The sequence below is a fragment of the Crocosphaera watsonii WH 8501 genome (assembly GCF_000167195.1).
Classification (GTDB): Bacteria; Cyanobacteriota; Cyanobacteriia; order Cyanobacteriales; family Microcystaceae; genus Crocosphaera; species Crocosphaera watsonii.
This window is the reverse complement of the sequence record NZ_AADV02000005.1, coordinates 132,078-147,587: the sequence shown is the minus strand read 5'-3', so window position 1 is coordinate 147,587 and position 15,510 is coordinate 132,078. Positions and strand designations below refer to the sequence as shown.

Annotated in this window: 15 protein-coding genes and 3 pseudogenes; 7 read left to right on the top strand and 11 right to left on the bottom strand. The window is 36.4% G+C overall.

Annotated features, from left to right (window positions below; all coding sequences use genetic code 11):
- Window positions 1–12: 12 nt before the first annotated feature.
- Together CWATDRAFT_RS10450 and bioD are read left to right on the top strand one after the other, a co-directional pair.
- Entirely contained in the window at window positions 13–1,482 is a 1,470-nt protein-coding gene (locus tag CWATDRAFT_RS10450; protein ID WP_007304974.1) for a CIA30 family protein, read from the top strand.
- Window positions 1,483–1,518: 36 nt separating this feature from the next.
- Window positions 1,519–2,175, top strand: a complete 657-nt coding sequence (bioD, locus tag CWATDRAFT_RS10445; protein ID WP_007304975.1) for a dethiobiotin synthase — start codon at window positions 1,519–1,521, stop codon at window positions 2,173–2,175.
- On the opposite strand, the pseudogene CWATDRAFT_RS39665 reads toward bioD, so the two are convergent.
- Window positions 2,164–2,460: pseudogene (locus CWATDRAFT_RS39665) on the bottom strand (hypothetical protein). The gene bioD and the pseudogene CWATDRAFT_RS39665 overlap by 12 nt on opposite strands.
- The gene (locus tag CWATDRAFT_RS41730) at window positions 2,457–2,705 is read right to left on the bottom strand and encodes a PadR family transcriptional regulator (protein ID WP_053074869.1); all 249 of its coding nucleotides are present in this window, start codon (window positions 2,703–2,705) and stop codon (window positions 2,457–2,459) included. Before CWATDRAFT_RS41730 ends, CWATDRAFT_RS39665 begins: the two are co-directional and overlap by 4 nt.
- A 154-nt stretch (window positions 2,706–2,859) precedes the next feature.
- Between CWATDRAFT_RS41730 and CWATDRAFT_RS10435 the strand changes: the two genes are divergently transcribed.
- The 4 genes and pseudogenes from CWATDRAFT_RS10435 (at window position 2,860) to CWATDRAFT_RS10415 (ending at window position 8,857) form a co-directional block, all read left to right on the top strand.
- Complete coding sequence (locus CWATDRAFT_RS10435) at window positions 2,860–3,732, top strand: HlyD family secretion protein (protein WP_007304976.1); 873 nt, start codon at window positions 2,860–2,862, stop codon at window positions 3,730–3,732.
- A 121-nt stretch (window positions 3,733–3,853) separates the two neighbouring features.
- Window positions 3,854–5,379, top strand: a pseudogene (locus tag CWATDRAFT_RS33335) (IS5-like element ISCwa2 family transposase).
- Between the two features lie 151 nt (window positions 5,380–5,530).
- Complete coding sequence (locus CWATDRAFT_RS10420) at window positions 5,531–6,079, top strand: hypothetical protein (protein WP_007304978.1); 549 nt, start codon at window positions 5,531–5,533, stop codon at window positions 6,077–6,079.
- Window positions 6,080–6,153: 74 nt separating this feature from the next.
- Window positions 6,154–8,857, top strand: a pseudogene (locus CWATDRAFT_RS10415) (DNA methyltransferase).
- A gap of 448 nt (window positions 8,858–9,305) precedes the next feature.
- On the opposite strand, the gene CWATDRAFT_RS10405 reads toward CWATDRAFT_RS10415, so the two are convergent.
- From CWATDRAFT_RS10405 to CWATDRAFT_RS39660, 4 genes are all read right to left on the bottom strand, one after another.
- Entirely contained in the window at window positions 9,306–9,599 is a 294-nt protein-coding gene (locus CWATDRAFT_RS10405; protein WP_007304929.1) for a hypothetical protein, read from the bottom strand.
- 115 nt (window positions 9,600–9,714) lie between these two features.
- Window positions 9,715–10,368, bottom strand: coding sequence for a hypothetical protein (locus tag CWATDRAFT_RS10400; protein WP_007304928.1), 654 nt, complete (start codon window positions 10,366–10,368; stop codon window positions 9,715–9,717).
- A gap of 77 nt (window positions 10,369–10,445) precedes the next feature.
- Window positions 10,446–10,928 (bottom strand): hypothetical protein, encoded by a 483-nt coding sequence (locus tag CWATDRAFT_RS10395; RefSeq protein WP_007304927.1) that lies wholly within the window; start codon window positions 10,926–10,928, stop codon window positions 10,446–10,448.
- Window positions 10,929–10,934: 6 nt separating this feature from the next.
- On the bottom strand, window positions 10,935–11,327 hold the full coding sequence (locus tag CWATDRAFT_RS39660; RefSeq protein WP_232287066.1) for a GNAT family N-acetyltransferase: 393 nt from the start codon (window positions 11,325–11,327) through the stop codon (window positions 10,935–10,937).
- A 419-nt stretch (window positions 11,328–11,746) separates the two neighbouring features.
- Here CWATDRAFT_RS39660 and grxC point away from each other — a divergent pair, with 419 nt between their 5' ends.
- On the top strand, window positions 11,747–12,061 hold the full coding sequence (gene grxC / locus CWATDRAFT_RS10385; RefSeq protein WP_007304980.1) for a glutaredoxin 3: 315 nt from the start codon (window positions 11,747–11,749) through the stop codon (window positions 12,059–12,061).
- A gap of 28 nt (window positions 12,062–12,089) precedes the next feature.
- Here the strand turns inward: grxC and moaC are convergent, their stop codons facing one another.
- The 5 genes from moaC to cbiM are packed head-to-tail and all read right to left on the bottom strand — an operon-like array spanning window position 12,090 to window position 15,266.
- Complete coding sequence (moaC, locus tag CWATDRAFT_RS10380) at window positions 12,090–12,611, bottom strand: cyclic pyranopterin monophosphate synthase MoaC (protein ID WP_007304925.1); 522 nt, start codon at window positions 12,609–12,611, stop codon at window positions 12,090–12,092.
- The gene (locus CWATDRAFT_RS10375; protein ID WP_007304924.1) at window positions 12,590–13,321 is read right to left on the bottom strand and encodes a lipoate--protein ligase family protein; all 732 of its coding nucleotides are present in this window, start codon (window positions 13,319–13,321) and stop codon (window positions 12,590–12,592) included. Before CWATDRAFT_RS10375 ends, moaC begins: the two co-directional genes overlap by 22 nt.
- A 16-nt stretch (window positions 13,322–13,337) precedes the next feature.
- Window positions 13,338–14,108: a cobalt ECF transporter T component CbiQ gene (gene cbiQ, locus CWATDRAFT_RS10370; protein ID WP_007304923.1), complete on the bottom strand. Its 771-nt coding sequence runs from the start codon at window positions 14,106–14,108 to the stop codon at window positions 13,338–13,340.
- A 58-nt stretch (window positions 14,109–14,166) separates the two neighbouring features.
- On the bottom strand, window positions 14,167–14,508 hold the full coding sequence (locus tag CWATDRAFT_RS10365) for a PDGLE domain-containing protein (protein WP_007304922.1): 342 nt from the start codon (window positions 14,506–14,508) through the stop codon (window positions 14,167–14,169).
- A 35-nt stretch (window positions 14,509–14,543) separates the two neighbouring features.
- The gene (gene cbiM / locus CWATDRAFT_RS10360; protein ID WP_007304921.1) at window positions 14,544–15,266 is read right to left on the bottom strand and encodes a cobalt transporter CbiM; all 723 of its coding nucleotides are present in this window, start codon (window positions 15,264–15,266) and stop codon (window positions 14,544–14,546) included.
- Window positions 15,267–15,510: the final 244 nt, after the last annotated feature.

The following is a 15,510-nucleotide window of genomic DNA, read 5'->3' as shown; positions in this document are numbered from 1 at the left end:
TAAAAGCAGATTATGAGTGAGAAAGAACGTAAATCATGGGACTTAGGACGTTTTCTAAACACCTTAAACTATTTTGAGTTGATTCCGTTTGTTAGTGATCTGCAAAAACTATTTCAGCCAAGCGATCGCCCTTCAGTTAACCTAAATAATGACACTATGAGTATGATCTTAGTTACCGGAGCCACAGGAGGCGTGGGTAAGCGTGTGGTTCGTCGTTTATTAGAACAAAATTATTATGTTCGTGCTTTAGTACGGGATATAGAAGCAGCGAAACCCCTTTTTGATGAGAAAGTTGAACTGATTCAAGGAGATGTTACCCGTCCCGAAACCTTAACCCCCAAACTACTAGAAAATGTTTCTGCGGTTATCTCTTGTGTGGGAACCCGTGTGCAACCGGTGGAAGGAGATACCCCCAACCGAGATAAATATTACCAGGGAACTAAGTTTTATATGCCGCAAGTTGTGGATACTCCCGAAACAGTGGAATATTTAGGGATGAAAAATTTAACCGAGGTGATGAAGAAATATGTGAGATCCGACACTAAATTATTATTTGATTTTAGCCACCCCACAGAAGCAACAAAAGACACTTGGGGTGCAGTGGATGATGTGGTAATGGGAGGGGTTAGTGAAAGTAATATGCGTTTAGAACAAAATAAAGCAGTGTTTTCTGGAAACGTCTCCATCGCTAATAATGGGGGGTTTGCCTCAGTGAGAACCAAAAATTTAACCCCTCCGGTGGATCTGTCTGAGTATGAAGGCATAGAATTAAGAGTGGAAGGGGATGGCAAACGCTATAAATTTATTATTCGTTGCGAAAATAAATGGGATGGTGTGGGTTATAGTTACTCCTTTGATACCTTTTCTAACATCTCGACAACGGTACGCATTCCTTTTGCTGAGTTAATACCAGTATTCCGTGCCAAAACCGTACCAGAAATGGGCAAGTTTGATCCCAGTTGTATCTATTCCATGCAGTTGATGCAAACAAAATTCGAGTACGATGGTAGTTTAAACCCGAAATTTTCTCCTGGTTTATTTCGCTTAGACGTTAACAATATTAAAGCTTACGGAAGGAAAGTTAACACCCCACAATTTATTTTAATTAGTTCTGCTGGTGTTACCCGTCCCGGTAGATCTGATATAAATTTAGAAGATCAACCCCCGGCCGTAAAAATGAACGAGCAACTAGGGGGTATTCTCACCTGGAAATTAAAAGGAGAAGACGTATTACGTCAGAGTGGGTTAAATTATACGATTATTCGTCCTTGCGCTTTAACTGAGAAACCTGGGGATAAAGCCCTATTTTTTAAGCAAGGAGATAATTTAAAAGGCCAGGTTAGTCGAGATGCGATCGCCGATCTTTGTCTGCAACTCCTACAATATCCTTCAGCTTGTCAAAAAACCTTTGAAGTTTGTGAACAAGAAAAACCCTACCAGGGACAAATAAAAGAAGCGATCGCAGCCTTAAAAACAGATTAATTGTTAATTGTTAATTGTTAATTATTAATTGCTAAAATGACCACCTTATTTATCGTTGGTACCGATACGGAAGTGGGTAAAACTGTTGTTACCTCCGCAATAGCTGCTTATTGGCAAACCCATCACCCTACAGAGTCGTTGGGGTTGATTAAATTGATACAAACTGGGATCGGCGATCGCGAACACTATCAAAGATTATTCCCAGATCTAGAGATAGTCAACCCTCTACACTATGATACTCCTGTGGCCCCTCCCGTGGCTGCACAGAGGGAAAACCGCCCTATTCCTTTGGATCTGGTAGAGCAAGGGTTAAAGGACTTACAGCAGCGTAAAAAGCTTGTTTTAGCCGAGGGACTAGGAGGGTTAGGGTCCCCCGTAACTTGGGAGTTAACCGTGGCTGAGCTTGCAGGAAACTGGGGTTTAGAGACGGTTTTGGTGGTTCCTGTTAAGTTGGGGGCCATCGCTCAAACCGTTGCTAATGTGGCTTTGGCCCGTCAACATAATGTTAATTTAAAAGGGATTATTTTAAGTTGTTCTCAACCCATATCTGAGCAAGAAATTGTTGATTTTACTCCTATTTCTCTCCTTGAATCTCTCACCAAAATTCCTATTTTGGGCATGATACCTTATTTAGAAAACATCGAAGATATCTCTAAATTAGCTCATGTTGCTAGTAATTTACTATGGTTTTGAACCATTAAAATATTCTAAAGCTTCATCACACCATTCAATCCATTGATTTTCAAAACCAATACCTCGTTTAAGGGTTAAATAAAGACAATAATCTGATGGAGTTAAACTATCAATTTTTTTTTAATAATCTTTTTCTTTTTGTTGATAACGGGTTAAATTTTCTTTATGAACTTGACGACGATGGGTTAATTCTTGAATAATAATATCTGGATTAACTAAACCTCCTACACAAACTTTAACTAATAAATCTTCTCGCATAACTGCTGGTTCAGACTTCTGATTCATCCACTCTTGTAACTCCATTTTTCCTTCTTCTGTAATTGAATAAAGTTTTTTATTAGGACGACCTTTTTGAAGAATAATTTCTGAATTAAGCAATCTTTTTTTTCCATTTTTCCTAATTCTCTATAAATTTGTTGTTGACTCGCTTTCCAAAAACTATTCAATGTCTCTTCAAATGTCTTCCAAATTTCATACCCTGTATGAGATTCGGTTGCTAAAGTAACTAAAATCGTGTGAGTTAACGCCATTGCTTTTTTTTTAGGTTTTATAATAAATTTAATGAGATTATTCCCTTTATTCCTTCAATAACAAGGTTTACAAAAAATTCTCCTTGACATACTCAACAAGTTGAATATCAGCCTAGTCACTATAGTATGAAACCTAACATATAGGTTCAATATCATGAGTAAAGTATGGCATGAATCCGATTTTTCCGCTAATTTGTTCTTTATTACTGCTAAAAAAATGAATTTTAGGAATGTTCTTCTCACAACAATCATGGGTGGGGGGTTAATTTTAGTTGGGTTTATGGTGGGAAGTCAGTATCGTCCCCAAGAAGAAACTCAAGTTAAAACGCCCTATGCAACTTCTCCTAATGTTCTAAGAGTAAAAACACTGAAAATTACCCCCATTTCTCGCTATTCAACTCAAAGAACCTATATAGGGGAAACAGCAACTATGAGAGAAAGTTCCTTGGGGTTTGAAAGAGGGGGGAAAGTGGTTCAAGTATATATAGAGGAAGGAGATCGGGTTACAAAGGGACAAATTATTGCGAAACTGGATACTTCTGACCTAGAAACCCAAAAATTGGACCTAGAGGCGCAACAATCTCAACAATTAGCAGTTTTGGCTGAATTAACGGCAGGGGAAAGAAAAGAGAGAATTGATGCAGCCAGAGCTAAGGTGCAGCAGTTACAAGAAAGATTAAGTTTAGAAGTAGCAAAACGAGAAAGACGAGAATATCTTTATCAAGAAGGTGCCATTTCCCTCGAACAACTCGATGAGGTGTCTTTCAATAGTAATGTCTTAGCTGCACAGTTAGCTGAGGCACAAAGTCTTCTGGATGCATTGTTAGCAGGAACGAGAATAGAACAGATAGATAAACAAAAAGCGGTTATTAAGCAGATGGACGCTAAGATTGAACAGATAAATTTAGATATAACTAAAAGTAACCTCAAGTCACCCTACTCTGGAACTATTGCGCAACAGTTGATTGATGAAGGGACGGTTGTTTCTATAGGAGAATCAATTGTTAAATTAGGGTTTGCTGAATAAAAGCAAAACCCTATTCTTTAAAAGGTTACACCCATATTCGCGATCGCAAAAAAGATCAGCTTTGTCGGCTACAAACCGCTATAATTGGTAGAAACACCTCCCAGTTGTTGCTCAAGAACAAATGTATCGAAAAGAGGAGCAACCTTTACCGCCCCCAGAAAAATTTGAATTACCTTTCGAGGGCAAATTGTCCCCCAATAATCGTTGGGTAATCATGGCAGAGTTGATACCTTGGGATGATTTTGAGGAAGAATATGCTAAACTTTTTTCAGCAGAAAAAGGTGCGCCAGCCAAACTATTTAGAATGGCATTAGGGACATTAATTATTAAGGAAAAATTAGGAACAAGTGATAGAGAAACTATAGAACAGATTAGAGAAAATCCCTATCTACAATACTTTATAGGTTTAAATTGTTATCAACAAGAGCCACCACTGGAATCTTCAATGCTAGTTCATTTTAGGAAAAGAATTGATAGAGAATTGATAAACAAAACTCAATAAAAAAATAGTAAAAAGAGAAATAGACAAGAGTGATAAAGAAGTAAAAAAAAAGGATTGTCTCCAAGAAAAAGGAGAAAAAATAAAAAATAAAGGTAAACTAATTTTAGATGCGACTTGTGCGCCAGCAGACATCAAATACCCAACGGATTTAGGCATATTAAATCAAGCCAGAATTGAGACAGAAAGAATAATAGATAATCTTTATAAACCATTAAGAGTAAAATTGAGAAAAAAGCCGAGAACTTCTAGAAAAATTGCTAAAAAGGAATACTTAAAATAGCTAAAAACGAAAAGTATCTTATCAAGAAAGAAGAAAAGCTATCGGGAAACAGTTAAATACCTTAAGAAAAATTTAGGAAATATAGAAGACTTAATTCAAGCTGGGGCTTTCTCTGGAAAATCTGAGTAAAAGACAGAAAAATTGTCTAGAGACTATCAAAAAAGTTTATGAACAACAACAGTCAATGTGGGAGAATAAGACCCAGAGTGTTCCTCAAAGAATTGTAAGTTTAACTCAACCGCATATTCGTCCAATAGTGAGGGGAAAAGCAGGAAAACCAATAGAGTTTGGAGCTAAACTCTCAGTAAGCTGTGTAGATAACTATGTGTTTCTAGACAAAATAAGTTGGGAAAACTTCAATGAATCTTGTCATTTAAAAGAACAAGTAGAAAAGTATAAAGAAACGTTTGGCTATTATCCCGAATCCGTCCATGTAGATAAAATTTATCGAACTAGGGAAAACAGAAATTGGTGTAAGGAAAGAGGGATAAGAATCAGTGGTCCGAAGTTAGGAAGACCTCCGAAAAATGTCAGTGAAGAAGAGAAGAAACAAGCCCACTCCGATGAATGCTTCCGTAATGCTATTGAGGGAAAGTTTGGACAAGCTAAACGAAGATTTAGCCTAAATCTCGTGATGACAAAACTCCCTGAAACCTCCATTACATCTATTGCTATTACATTTTTAGTTGTCAATCTTTCTAAACTTCTGAGGCAGTTTTTGTCGCTTTTTTTGTCCTTATTTACTAATAATAGAACAGGGGAACTCATCAAACCGCCTTTCATTAATTTTGATTATACTTTAAACAATTTTTATGTACTAAAACTTATTGATTTGTCAGAAAATTCTTGGTCAAAAGTGGCATAAATTTTGGAGAAACTTTTTCAGCAAACCCTAATTAACAGTTACCAGTTACCAGTTACCAGTGAACATTTAACAATGAATAATTGTCATTCCGAGTTAGGAGGAATATACATAACCTCATAATTATAATAAGTAGTTATATATTCAATATTTTATGAGCAAAAACACATCTATTTTATATCTAATTTGTCCTGGTTTTCATGAGCAAAGTTTAACCCATTCTTTTGTCAATAATATTAGTCATTATTATCCTTATCTCGATAACTTATTAATCTTTCCCACCGATCAATATCCTCCCTATTCTGGCTTTCATCTCATACATTATTTGCAGGGAAAATTCAATGTTAAATCACAAAACTTAATATTCATTGCCTTTAGTGCAGGGGTGGTTGCTGCGGTTACTGCGGCAATGCAATGGCAACGACAAGGGGGTAAGATTAAGGGGTTAATTGCCTTTGATGGTTGGGGGGTTCCTTTATTGGGTGATTTTCCCGTTTATCGCATCAGTCACGATGAATTTACCCATTACAGTTCTGCTATCTTAGGTACAGGAAAGCTTAGTTTCTATGCTAATCCTGCGGTTGACCATTTGGACTTGTGGCGATCGCCTCATCAAGTTCAAGGTTGGCTCTGCGAAACTACGACAGATAAGACTTTTTTGTCTCGTCTGTCTCTAATGGAGTTTTTAGGTAAAGTTTTGTAAGTTCCTGAATCTTAGGATATACACCTTCTCTAAAATACCTTACCAATCACTTATAATTACACACTTTTTTACAAATGTCAAGTGCTACCTTAAAAAGTTTAGAACAATTTATTGAGTTTTGTCGAAAACATATCAAAGGAAAAGAGCGAAAAGAGGCGCAAATTTTCTTAGATAGATTCTTTCAAGCCTTTGGTTATGAGGGGGTATTAGAAGCAGGTGGAAGTTATGAGGAACCGATTAAGAAAGGGAGTAAAAAAGGTGGGACTGGTTTTGCTGATTTAGTCTGGAAACCTCGGGTTTTAATTGAGATGAAAAAGCGAGGAGAATCTTTAGATAAACATTATTCTCAAGCCTTTGATTATTGGACAAGATTAGTACCGGATCGCCCTCGTTATGTTATTCTATGTAACTTTGATGAGTTTTGGATTTTTGACTTTAATTTACAGATAGATGAACCGGTTGATAAAGTAGCAGTTTCGGAGTTAAAAAATCGTGCTAGTGCTTTTAATTTTATGGAGTTGGGTAACCGTACTCCTGTGTTTAAAAATAATCAGGTTGAGGTAACCGAAAAAGCAGCGAGACGTATGGGTGAATTGTTTAAAATGCTACAGAAAAGGAGGAGAAAAGATAATTTTAGTGAGTTACAAGCACAACGTTTTATCTTGCAATGTGTGTTAGCAATGTTTGCACAAGATCGGGGTTTATTACCGAGAGATTTATTTTTACGTTGTGTGAAAGATTGTTTAAAGGGAGCGAGTTCTTATGATGTTTTGGGAGGGTTATTTCGGGAGATGAATCAACAGGGAAAAACTCCTGCTGGACAATATCAAGGGGTAGATTATTTTAATGGTGGTTTATTTTCTCAGATACAAGCTATAGAGTTAAAAAGACAAGAATTGGAATTGTTAGAAACAGCATCTCTTCAAAATTGGAATAAGATTAGACCTGCTATTTTTGGAAACCTTTTTGAAGGGACAGTCAATGAAGATGAACGTCATGCTTATGGTATTTATTACACTTCGGAAGCGGATATTATGAAGATTATTCGACCGACTATTAGTCGTTATTGGGAGGATAAAATAGAGGCAGCTAAAAATATCGGTGAATTGAATCAATTACAGTTAGAGTTACAACAATATAAGGTATTAGATCCTGCTTGTGGTTCAGGAAATTTTTTGTATGTTGCTTATCAAGAGTTAAAGCGCATTGAACAGTTATTATTAAACAAAATTTATCAGCGTCGTAAGTCTAAAAATGAACAGATGATCATGGGTTTTGTCACCCTTAAACAGTTTTATGGCATGGATATTAATCCCTTTGCGGTGGAGTTGGCGAGGGTGACATTAATGATCGCTAGAAAAGTTGCGATTGATAAGTTTGAGTTAACAGAAAATTATTTACCTTTGGATAGTTTGGATGATAATATTCTTTGTCAAGATGCTTTATTTAATGACTGGGTTAAAGCAGATGCAATTATCGGTAATCCTCCTTTTTTGGGAGGTAAACATCTGAGAATAAATTTAAGAGATGATTATGTTGATAAGGTTTTTAACAAGTATTCAAAGGTTAAAAATTCGGTAGATTTTTGTGCCTATTGGTTTCGTGTAGCACATGAAAATATAGAGCAAAAAGAACGTGCTGGTTTAGTAGCAACAAACTCTATTAGTCAGGGAAAAAGTCGGGTTGCTGCACTAGATGATATTACTCAAAATGGGGGTCATATTCATGATGCTATTTCTAGTAAACCTTGGTCGGGAGAAGCAAATGTTCATGTTAGTATTGTTAATTGGTGTAAACAACAACCTGAGCAATACTATTTAGATGATAACCAAGTCAGTCAAATTAATTCTTCTCTACAAACTCATATAGATCTTTCCATTGCTAAGACATTAAAAGCTAATAAAAATAAAAGTTTTCAAGGAGTTATTCCTGTAGGGAAAGGATTTTATATTGATTCCTCACAAGCTGAAAAATGGATCAAGATTGATGCTAAAAATAAAGAGGTTTTAAAGCTTTCTTGTTCTGCCGATGATTTAACCAGTAAACCTCATGGAAAAGCAAGTCGATGGATCATTGATTTTAATGATATGTCTTTAGAAGATGCAAGTGATTATAGTTTACCTTTTGAACATCTTAAGTTAACTGTTAAACCAGAAAGAGATAAAAATAGAAGAAAAACGACTCGATTAAATTGGTGGAAGTTTGGCGAAAAAAGACCAGCAATGAGAGAAGCAATAAAAGATTTATCTTTTTATTTTTCTGTTCCGAGACATTCTAAATGGTTTATATTTTTGCCAGTCAAAAAATACAACCTTCCTGCTGACTCTACAACAGTCGTTATTTCTGATGATTTTTATATCTTAGGTATTTTGACATCAAAGGTTCATAGACTGTGGATACAAGCCAAAAAATAAACCTTAGAAGATAGAACTCGTTATGTACATACAAAATGTTTTGAAACCTTTCCTTTTCCCCAAAACCCTACTTCTGAAACTGTTGATAGTATCCGCAAAATAATGACACAACTCCATGAATATAGAACTCAACAAATGGAAAAGAAACAATGGGGAATAACTAAACTTTATAATGCTTTTTTTTAATGAACCCAGTAGCCAACTTTATCAACTGCATCAACAACTAGATAATGTTGTCATGGAAGCATATCAATTTAACCCTTATGATGATATTTTAGAGCAACTATTAACTTTAAATTTAGCCTTGGCAGAAAAAGAAAATGAAGGAGAATCAATTATTGGCCCTTGGTATTCTAATAAGTAGCATATTTATAATTTATACTAAATACGTTTCTCAAAACCCCCCTATGTATTACCCCATAACACTGTAGAGACGTTTCATGAAACGTCTCTACAAAAGTGGGGTATGGCAAGAGAATTGAGTATTATTAGATGTAAATTTTAAAATCAAAAATATTATAGGGGATGTGTAGGGGTTAGGTGATTTCTGATCAAGAAGATCCCTGATGATCCCCCCTAACCCCCCTTAAAAAGGGGGGGGATAACTGGAAAAGCAGGTATGTTTTATTCTGGAAATCACCTTGACGGCCGTTAACCCCTACTTGTAGTAAATTGCTATATAATAACAACATTTATTCTTTCCTCGCAATGACAGTTTTATCTCACCATAAAGAGATTCCTCAGAGGGATAATTCAACTCAGAAATAATAAAATTCCACTGATAACTGATAACTGATAACTGATAACTGCTATCAAAGCCAAGTAGAAACAGATCGCAACTCATTAGGAATAGGGGTATCTGTGTCAAACTCCAGCATAGTTTCTGAGTCCCCTAGATATCCAGATTGAGCGAAGGATAATAACATTCGGCATAGTGCCAACCAAACCACTTGATCAAATTCCCAATCTTTTCCTTTTCTAGAATAACAACTAATAGATTTTAACGCCCAAAAATAACTATTTCTTACGATTGAGCCGCCTTTTTTATAACTTGGTAAATCTTCTTGCTCAATATATAAAATCTCATCTTTTAGATAGACTTTCATAGGACATTTGTTGTCTCTTTAAGTGTCATTCTGAGGTGACGAGTAATCTCTTTAACAATATTATTATATCATCAAAAAGAGGGGCATTTCTGCACCTTTTTTTTGTCAAAAAAGGTTAAAATAATTTCAAACCTTGCCCTTCTAAATAAATTTCATGCCAAGAAGGTTGACGATAATCTGGGTTTTGGGTTTGATCAACATATCCAACAAGATTAGGAAGTTGTTTAAAATGAATTTCTCGATTAAGATATTGATCGATTTGTTGAACAAAATTCTGGGGATAATCTCGAATAATAGGGTGTTTAATCACCATTGATTCATATTTACCTTCTTCGGGATCGGTAACAATATCTAAACTCAAAGCAGCTAAAGGTTGAATAAACATTCCAGTAGCAGCAATTTTAAATTTCCCCTCGACCTGATTTTGTTTCAAAACAGCCACAAAATGACCCCCTTCGGGAATATTGTAGGGAATGCTATCTTGATCAATTATGGGTTCCACCTCGATGTTATAACCCAAACTCAGACCTTCTTCTAGGGTAATGTCTTCGTAGGTTTGCTGGGGGTGAGGTACATAAATGGTGAACTGATGTAAGTCTAACCAAGGATTATTAATAGGATCATCCGTTTCCGACTTCCAGGTATTGTAACGTTCTTTCATCGTTTGACCCACATGACTATCTTGGTTACAAATATTAATCAGGGCTAGACTAAGAACAGATTGCTCAAACTTATTGGCTGCCAGAATTTCTGAGGGTAGGAGTTCCATAAATAGTAATCCTTGTTGTTACATAACCCTATGATAATCAGGAATTTAGGGAGAGAATCTTAATTTTTTTTTAAAGACTACTGGGACAAGAGTTCGTTTTGGGTACGAACTTTCCTCATAGTTTGAGGTAATACCCCCACTAATAGAGCAAAGGTTTCATCGGGTAAAACACTAGCAGTTTCTAGGTCAAACCAATGTTCAAACTGATTTAAAATCACCTGGTCCCTTTGTTGCGCAACGGTATTATCGCTAATTTGTTTAGCTAGTTTAACCCATTGTCGCCGAATTAAATAACTGTTGATTCTTTCTTGACTGGTTCTCGGTTCGGTTAGGGATAATTTACCAACAGGAAGCACATCAATGACATCTTGATCAAAATTAGAGCCAATAGCTGCTCCCGGGCCTGCAAACTCAGCATGATAGGGTTTATAGAGGATTAAACCATTTTTACGACGGGGGTTGATCACCAATAGTTTTTGTTGGTGTAGATGTTGAAGAATCTCATCTATTTGTTGTTTTTCCTCTGGGGTAACTTGCCGGTGAAAAACGGTATTAGACATAGTTTTCTATATTTTCTTTTTCAAGAATAATTTTTCAGAACGAACCCAAAACCAATTGGTCCAAAGAATTTCATTTTCACAGATTTGATAGCCATTACTCAAATACAATTTCTTGGCAGCATAGTTATTTTCTAAAACATGAAGATTAAGGCTATTATATCCCCATTGGGAGGCAATTCTTTCACATTCTTTTAGTAACTTTTTAGCAACTCCTTTTCTTCGATGAGTCTCCAGGACTGCCAAATTACTGATGTAGAGGTAATGACAATTGAATCCACTTTTGAGGGTTATTTCAACGGTTCCAATCACCTTTTCTTTAGTTTCTGAAGGTGTTTTGGTAGTTTCCACTGCGACTAGACAACAATAATAGGGAACCGCTCCCCGAAGACGCAAGCGCAAGTCTTCGGAGACTCCTAGTCTTAAAATAGGTTGTAGGAAAGATAACCACCCCCCAGAGGGATGAAAGCTCAGGGTAAGTACATCTGTCAAAGCTTTGATATCTTTTAAATTAGCGTTCCGAATTGCAAGAGAAACGGTGCAAGACGGATTTTTCTCTAACTCTGAACCCTCACCCATCAATGACGACAAACCACAACATTCCACAATTTTTCCCCACTCAATTTTTAAATAATGCGAATTTTTTTGTACCATCTCTATTATGACCTTTATAACATTTCTTTTGTTAATTCGCTAATCATTTTCTGGGATCGGATAATGAATACAGTCTGACAACAAGGAGAAAAAACCCTGATCTGCTATACTCATCTCAAACCCATTGATTCTTTATATAATAATAATGTAAAACATAAAAGGTTACTATGTTGAATCTTTTTAATTCTTTATTAGGCCGCGATCCCCAAAAAATCAAGGCGGATGTGGAAATCTACACTTGGCAAACTTGTCCGTTTTGTATACGTGCTAAATTACTTTTATGGTGGAAAGGGGTCAACTTCACTGAATATAAAATCGATGGGGATGAGACTGCTAGGGAAAAAATGGCACAACGATCCTCTGGAAAACGGTCAGTTCCTCAAATTTTCGTCAATAATCAACATATTGGAGGATGTGATGATTTATATTCCCTCGATGGACAAAATCAATTAGATCCTCTTTTGATAATGGACAATGGATAATTAGGACAGAAGGTTTCAAGGGAATTAATTAATTATCAGTTATCTTCTGATAATCTCCTGATTTTCCTCCTGTTTTACTAATTAAACAGATATTCTCAATTTTCATGGATTTTCCTAAGGCTTTGGCCATATCATAAAGGGTTAAAGCAGCTACGGAAACGGCGGTTAATGCCTCCATTTCTACTCCTGTTTCTGCTTTTGTGATCACAGTTGCTTCTATTATATATCCTGGTAAATTTTCATCTCCTCTGATGTTTACCTCTATTTTATGTAGGGGCAAAGGATGGCATAAGGGGATCAAGTTAGCTGTTTGTTTTGCTGCCATAATCCCTGCTAATTTTGCAGTTCCTAAAACGTCACCTTTGGGGGTGTTTCCTGTTTCTATGGCCTCAAAAGTTGCTAACTTCATTGTTATTTTCCCCTGTGCGATCGCTTGACGACGGGTCACATTTTTAGAAGAAACATCTACCATTTCTGCTTCTCCTTTTTCGTTAAGATGGGATAAGTTAAACTCAGATTGATTAGATATTATTTCTGAATCTCTTGCCATTCTTCCTCTGATAAAGGTTCTGTTATCAATTCTATCTTAAAATGTTGTTTGGCTGCTTCGGTTAAAACTTCTATAATGTTTTCTTGAGAATGATTTTTAGATAATCTTTCTTTTAAGCTTAAATTCCAAGGAGCAACTTGATTAAAAACTGTTTCAAATAACTGTTTGTCTGTTGACAAAACTAAAGAACCATGCTGCAAAATTGAACCTTTTCCCCTTCGTTGTGCGCTACCAATTAGTTTACTACCATCTGCTGTAATTAAGTCTGCTACGGTTGCGGTATTAAAACAACTAGAATTATTAATATATCCCCGTTTTGCTGTGCCATATTCCAAAGCAATACCTAATGTTTGCCAACCTTGGATTAAAAAGGTACAAATATCTTGATAAATAGCCAAAGTTTTCCGATGATCTAAGGGCATAACTATCATATAAGTTAAATCTCCTTGATGTAAAACGGCTCTGCCTCCTGTGGGACGAATTACTAGGTCTAAAGGTTCCTTTTTCCAGATTAAATTATCCCAATGGGAAGGATATTTTTTTTGTAAATAACCTAAAGAAATAGTGGGTTTTGACCAGGTATAAAATCTTAAAATCGGTTGGCTTATTCCTTGTTCGTGTTTTTCAAATAACCAGCGATCGATGGACATTTGTAATTTTCCCGATGCTTCCATGGGAGGAATAAAACGCCATTTTGTCTCTGTCTTCATTAACTCTTACATTAACCTAAAAATAAATAATCTGCCCTAAAAAAACGATGAAAATTGTAATAATTAGAGCAAAAATATCCTTATTTTTATAAGCTAATTTTTCGGGATTTCCATGAACTCCTTGATAACCTCTCGACAACATAGCATTATAGATCAATTCTCCCCGTTCATAACTACGGATAAATAAAGAACCAATAGCATTTCCCATGACATGACGGATCATTTTTCCATTACTCATTAAATTGCGAGAAATGGCTGCCCTTTTCATGGTTGTAAATTCTCTATTTATGACACCTATATAACGATACATAGAAGCCATAATGACTACTAATAAAGGCGGCATTTTTAGAGCCAAGAATGCTTTAAATAATTCAGTAATTTCTGTGGTCATTATTAGTGTATTTAACATCAATAATGATAAAATTGCTTTGGTGGTAACACTGCCTAAAACCATAACTCCAGTAGTGGTGATTTGCAGAATACCCCAAGACCAAATAACCTCTCCTTCTGGACGAAATAAAGTCCCCAATAATACCACTCCAACAAAGGCAAATTCAATAATTACCCTTGAGAATAAACTAAGCCAAGAAACACGACTAATTAAGATGACAAATAATACTCCAATCCCATAAATTCCCCAACTTTTCCATTGTCCATTGGGGGTTAAAGCAATGGCAAAAACACTAATAAAAGCGCATAAAACCCGTGCTTGAACATTCAAAGAATGCCAAAGTGTGGGCGGTTGTTGTCTCTGCTGACCGAGAAAAGAATTAATGTGTAGTAACATATTGAATTTGAAAGGTAGAATTTGAAAATAGTTTCCTTCCAAATTCTACCTTTACCTTTTATGATTCTCCATCTACTGGGGGGGTGACTAATAATTTTCCGGTTCCCCAAGCGATACCAAAGGTTATAACAGTTCCGGCTAAACCAGCGAGAGGGGTTGATAAAGGACCGGGAACTCCTCGTAAGCCATATTCTTCAAAAACTGCGTGGAAGGGCAAGTTTTGTGCCGGTGCATCTTCTATGGCTTTATCTTCAAATTCTAAGTCTTGGGAGACTCTATCTAAGCCGTCGGGGTTGGAACTGGCAAAGGGAGATATTAAAACGCCTACAGCCAGAGCAACACCCATTCCGACTAGGATAAAAGAACGATTATTCTGCGTATCAGAGGGTTTATTCGTCATTTTCAGGATTCTTCTCTTGTTTTGAGTTAGTAATTTTAGCCATGAACTTTCTGTCTGGTATCCAACCTGACAGAGGAAGGACTATCGTAGATGAGATCCGGACGAGATTTCCAGATATATCCCACAGCGATCATGGTAATAAGGGCTTCTCCCACGCCGATAAGCACGTGCCAACCGATCATAGCGATCAAGGATGCAATTAGGGGAACAGTGCCTGATAAAGCTAATTGAAAGGCAGTTGCGATCGCAGCAATGACCACACTACACCAAGAAGCAACCACAGTGGCGATGGTCATACTTTTCAAGGAGCGAGGGTTTAACGAGAAACGAATTGCTCTATAGAGATAATAACCGCAAAAAGTTCCTATTAGTCCCATATTCAAGATATTTGCTCCTAAAACGGTTAAACCGCCATCTTGGAACAAAACCGCCTGGACAATAAACACCACAGTTACCACTAAGGTACCAGCCCAAGGTCCAAGGATAATACCGGCTAGGGTTCCCCCCACTAAATGGCCCGATGTCCCCCCAGGAATAGGGAAGTTGATCATTTGTGCGGCAAAAATAAAGGCTGCACAAACCCCCATCAAAGGGACTGTTTTTTCTTGGTAGTCTCTTTGTACTTTTTTGAGGGAAACAGTGATTAAAACAATGGTAATCACCCAACAAAATAAGCTAACAGAAGGGCTTAAAAAGCCATCGGGAATGTGTAGAGCCAAATAGGGCGTTAAGAGGGAATTTTGGATTATCTGTACCATAAAAACTTAACAAAAGCCTCTTTGTATTAATTTAGATTCACCCTCCTTTGTAAACGTTTTTTCTGGGTTTGATAATTATTTTCACAATATTTTAAGATTTCTCATAAAGCTACTAAATGTTAAAAACAGATTAAACGGCGGGTTTGAAAGACTTTCTATTTACTTGCTTACTTTGATCCCCCCATCCCCCCTTAGTAAGGGGGGCAAACTCTGTACCTTACAAATATGAGAACTGCTATAAATT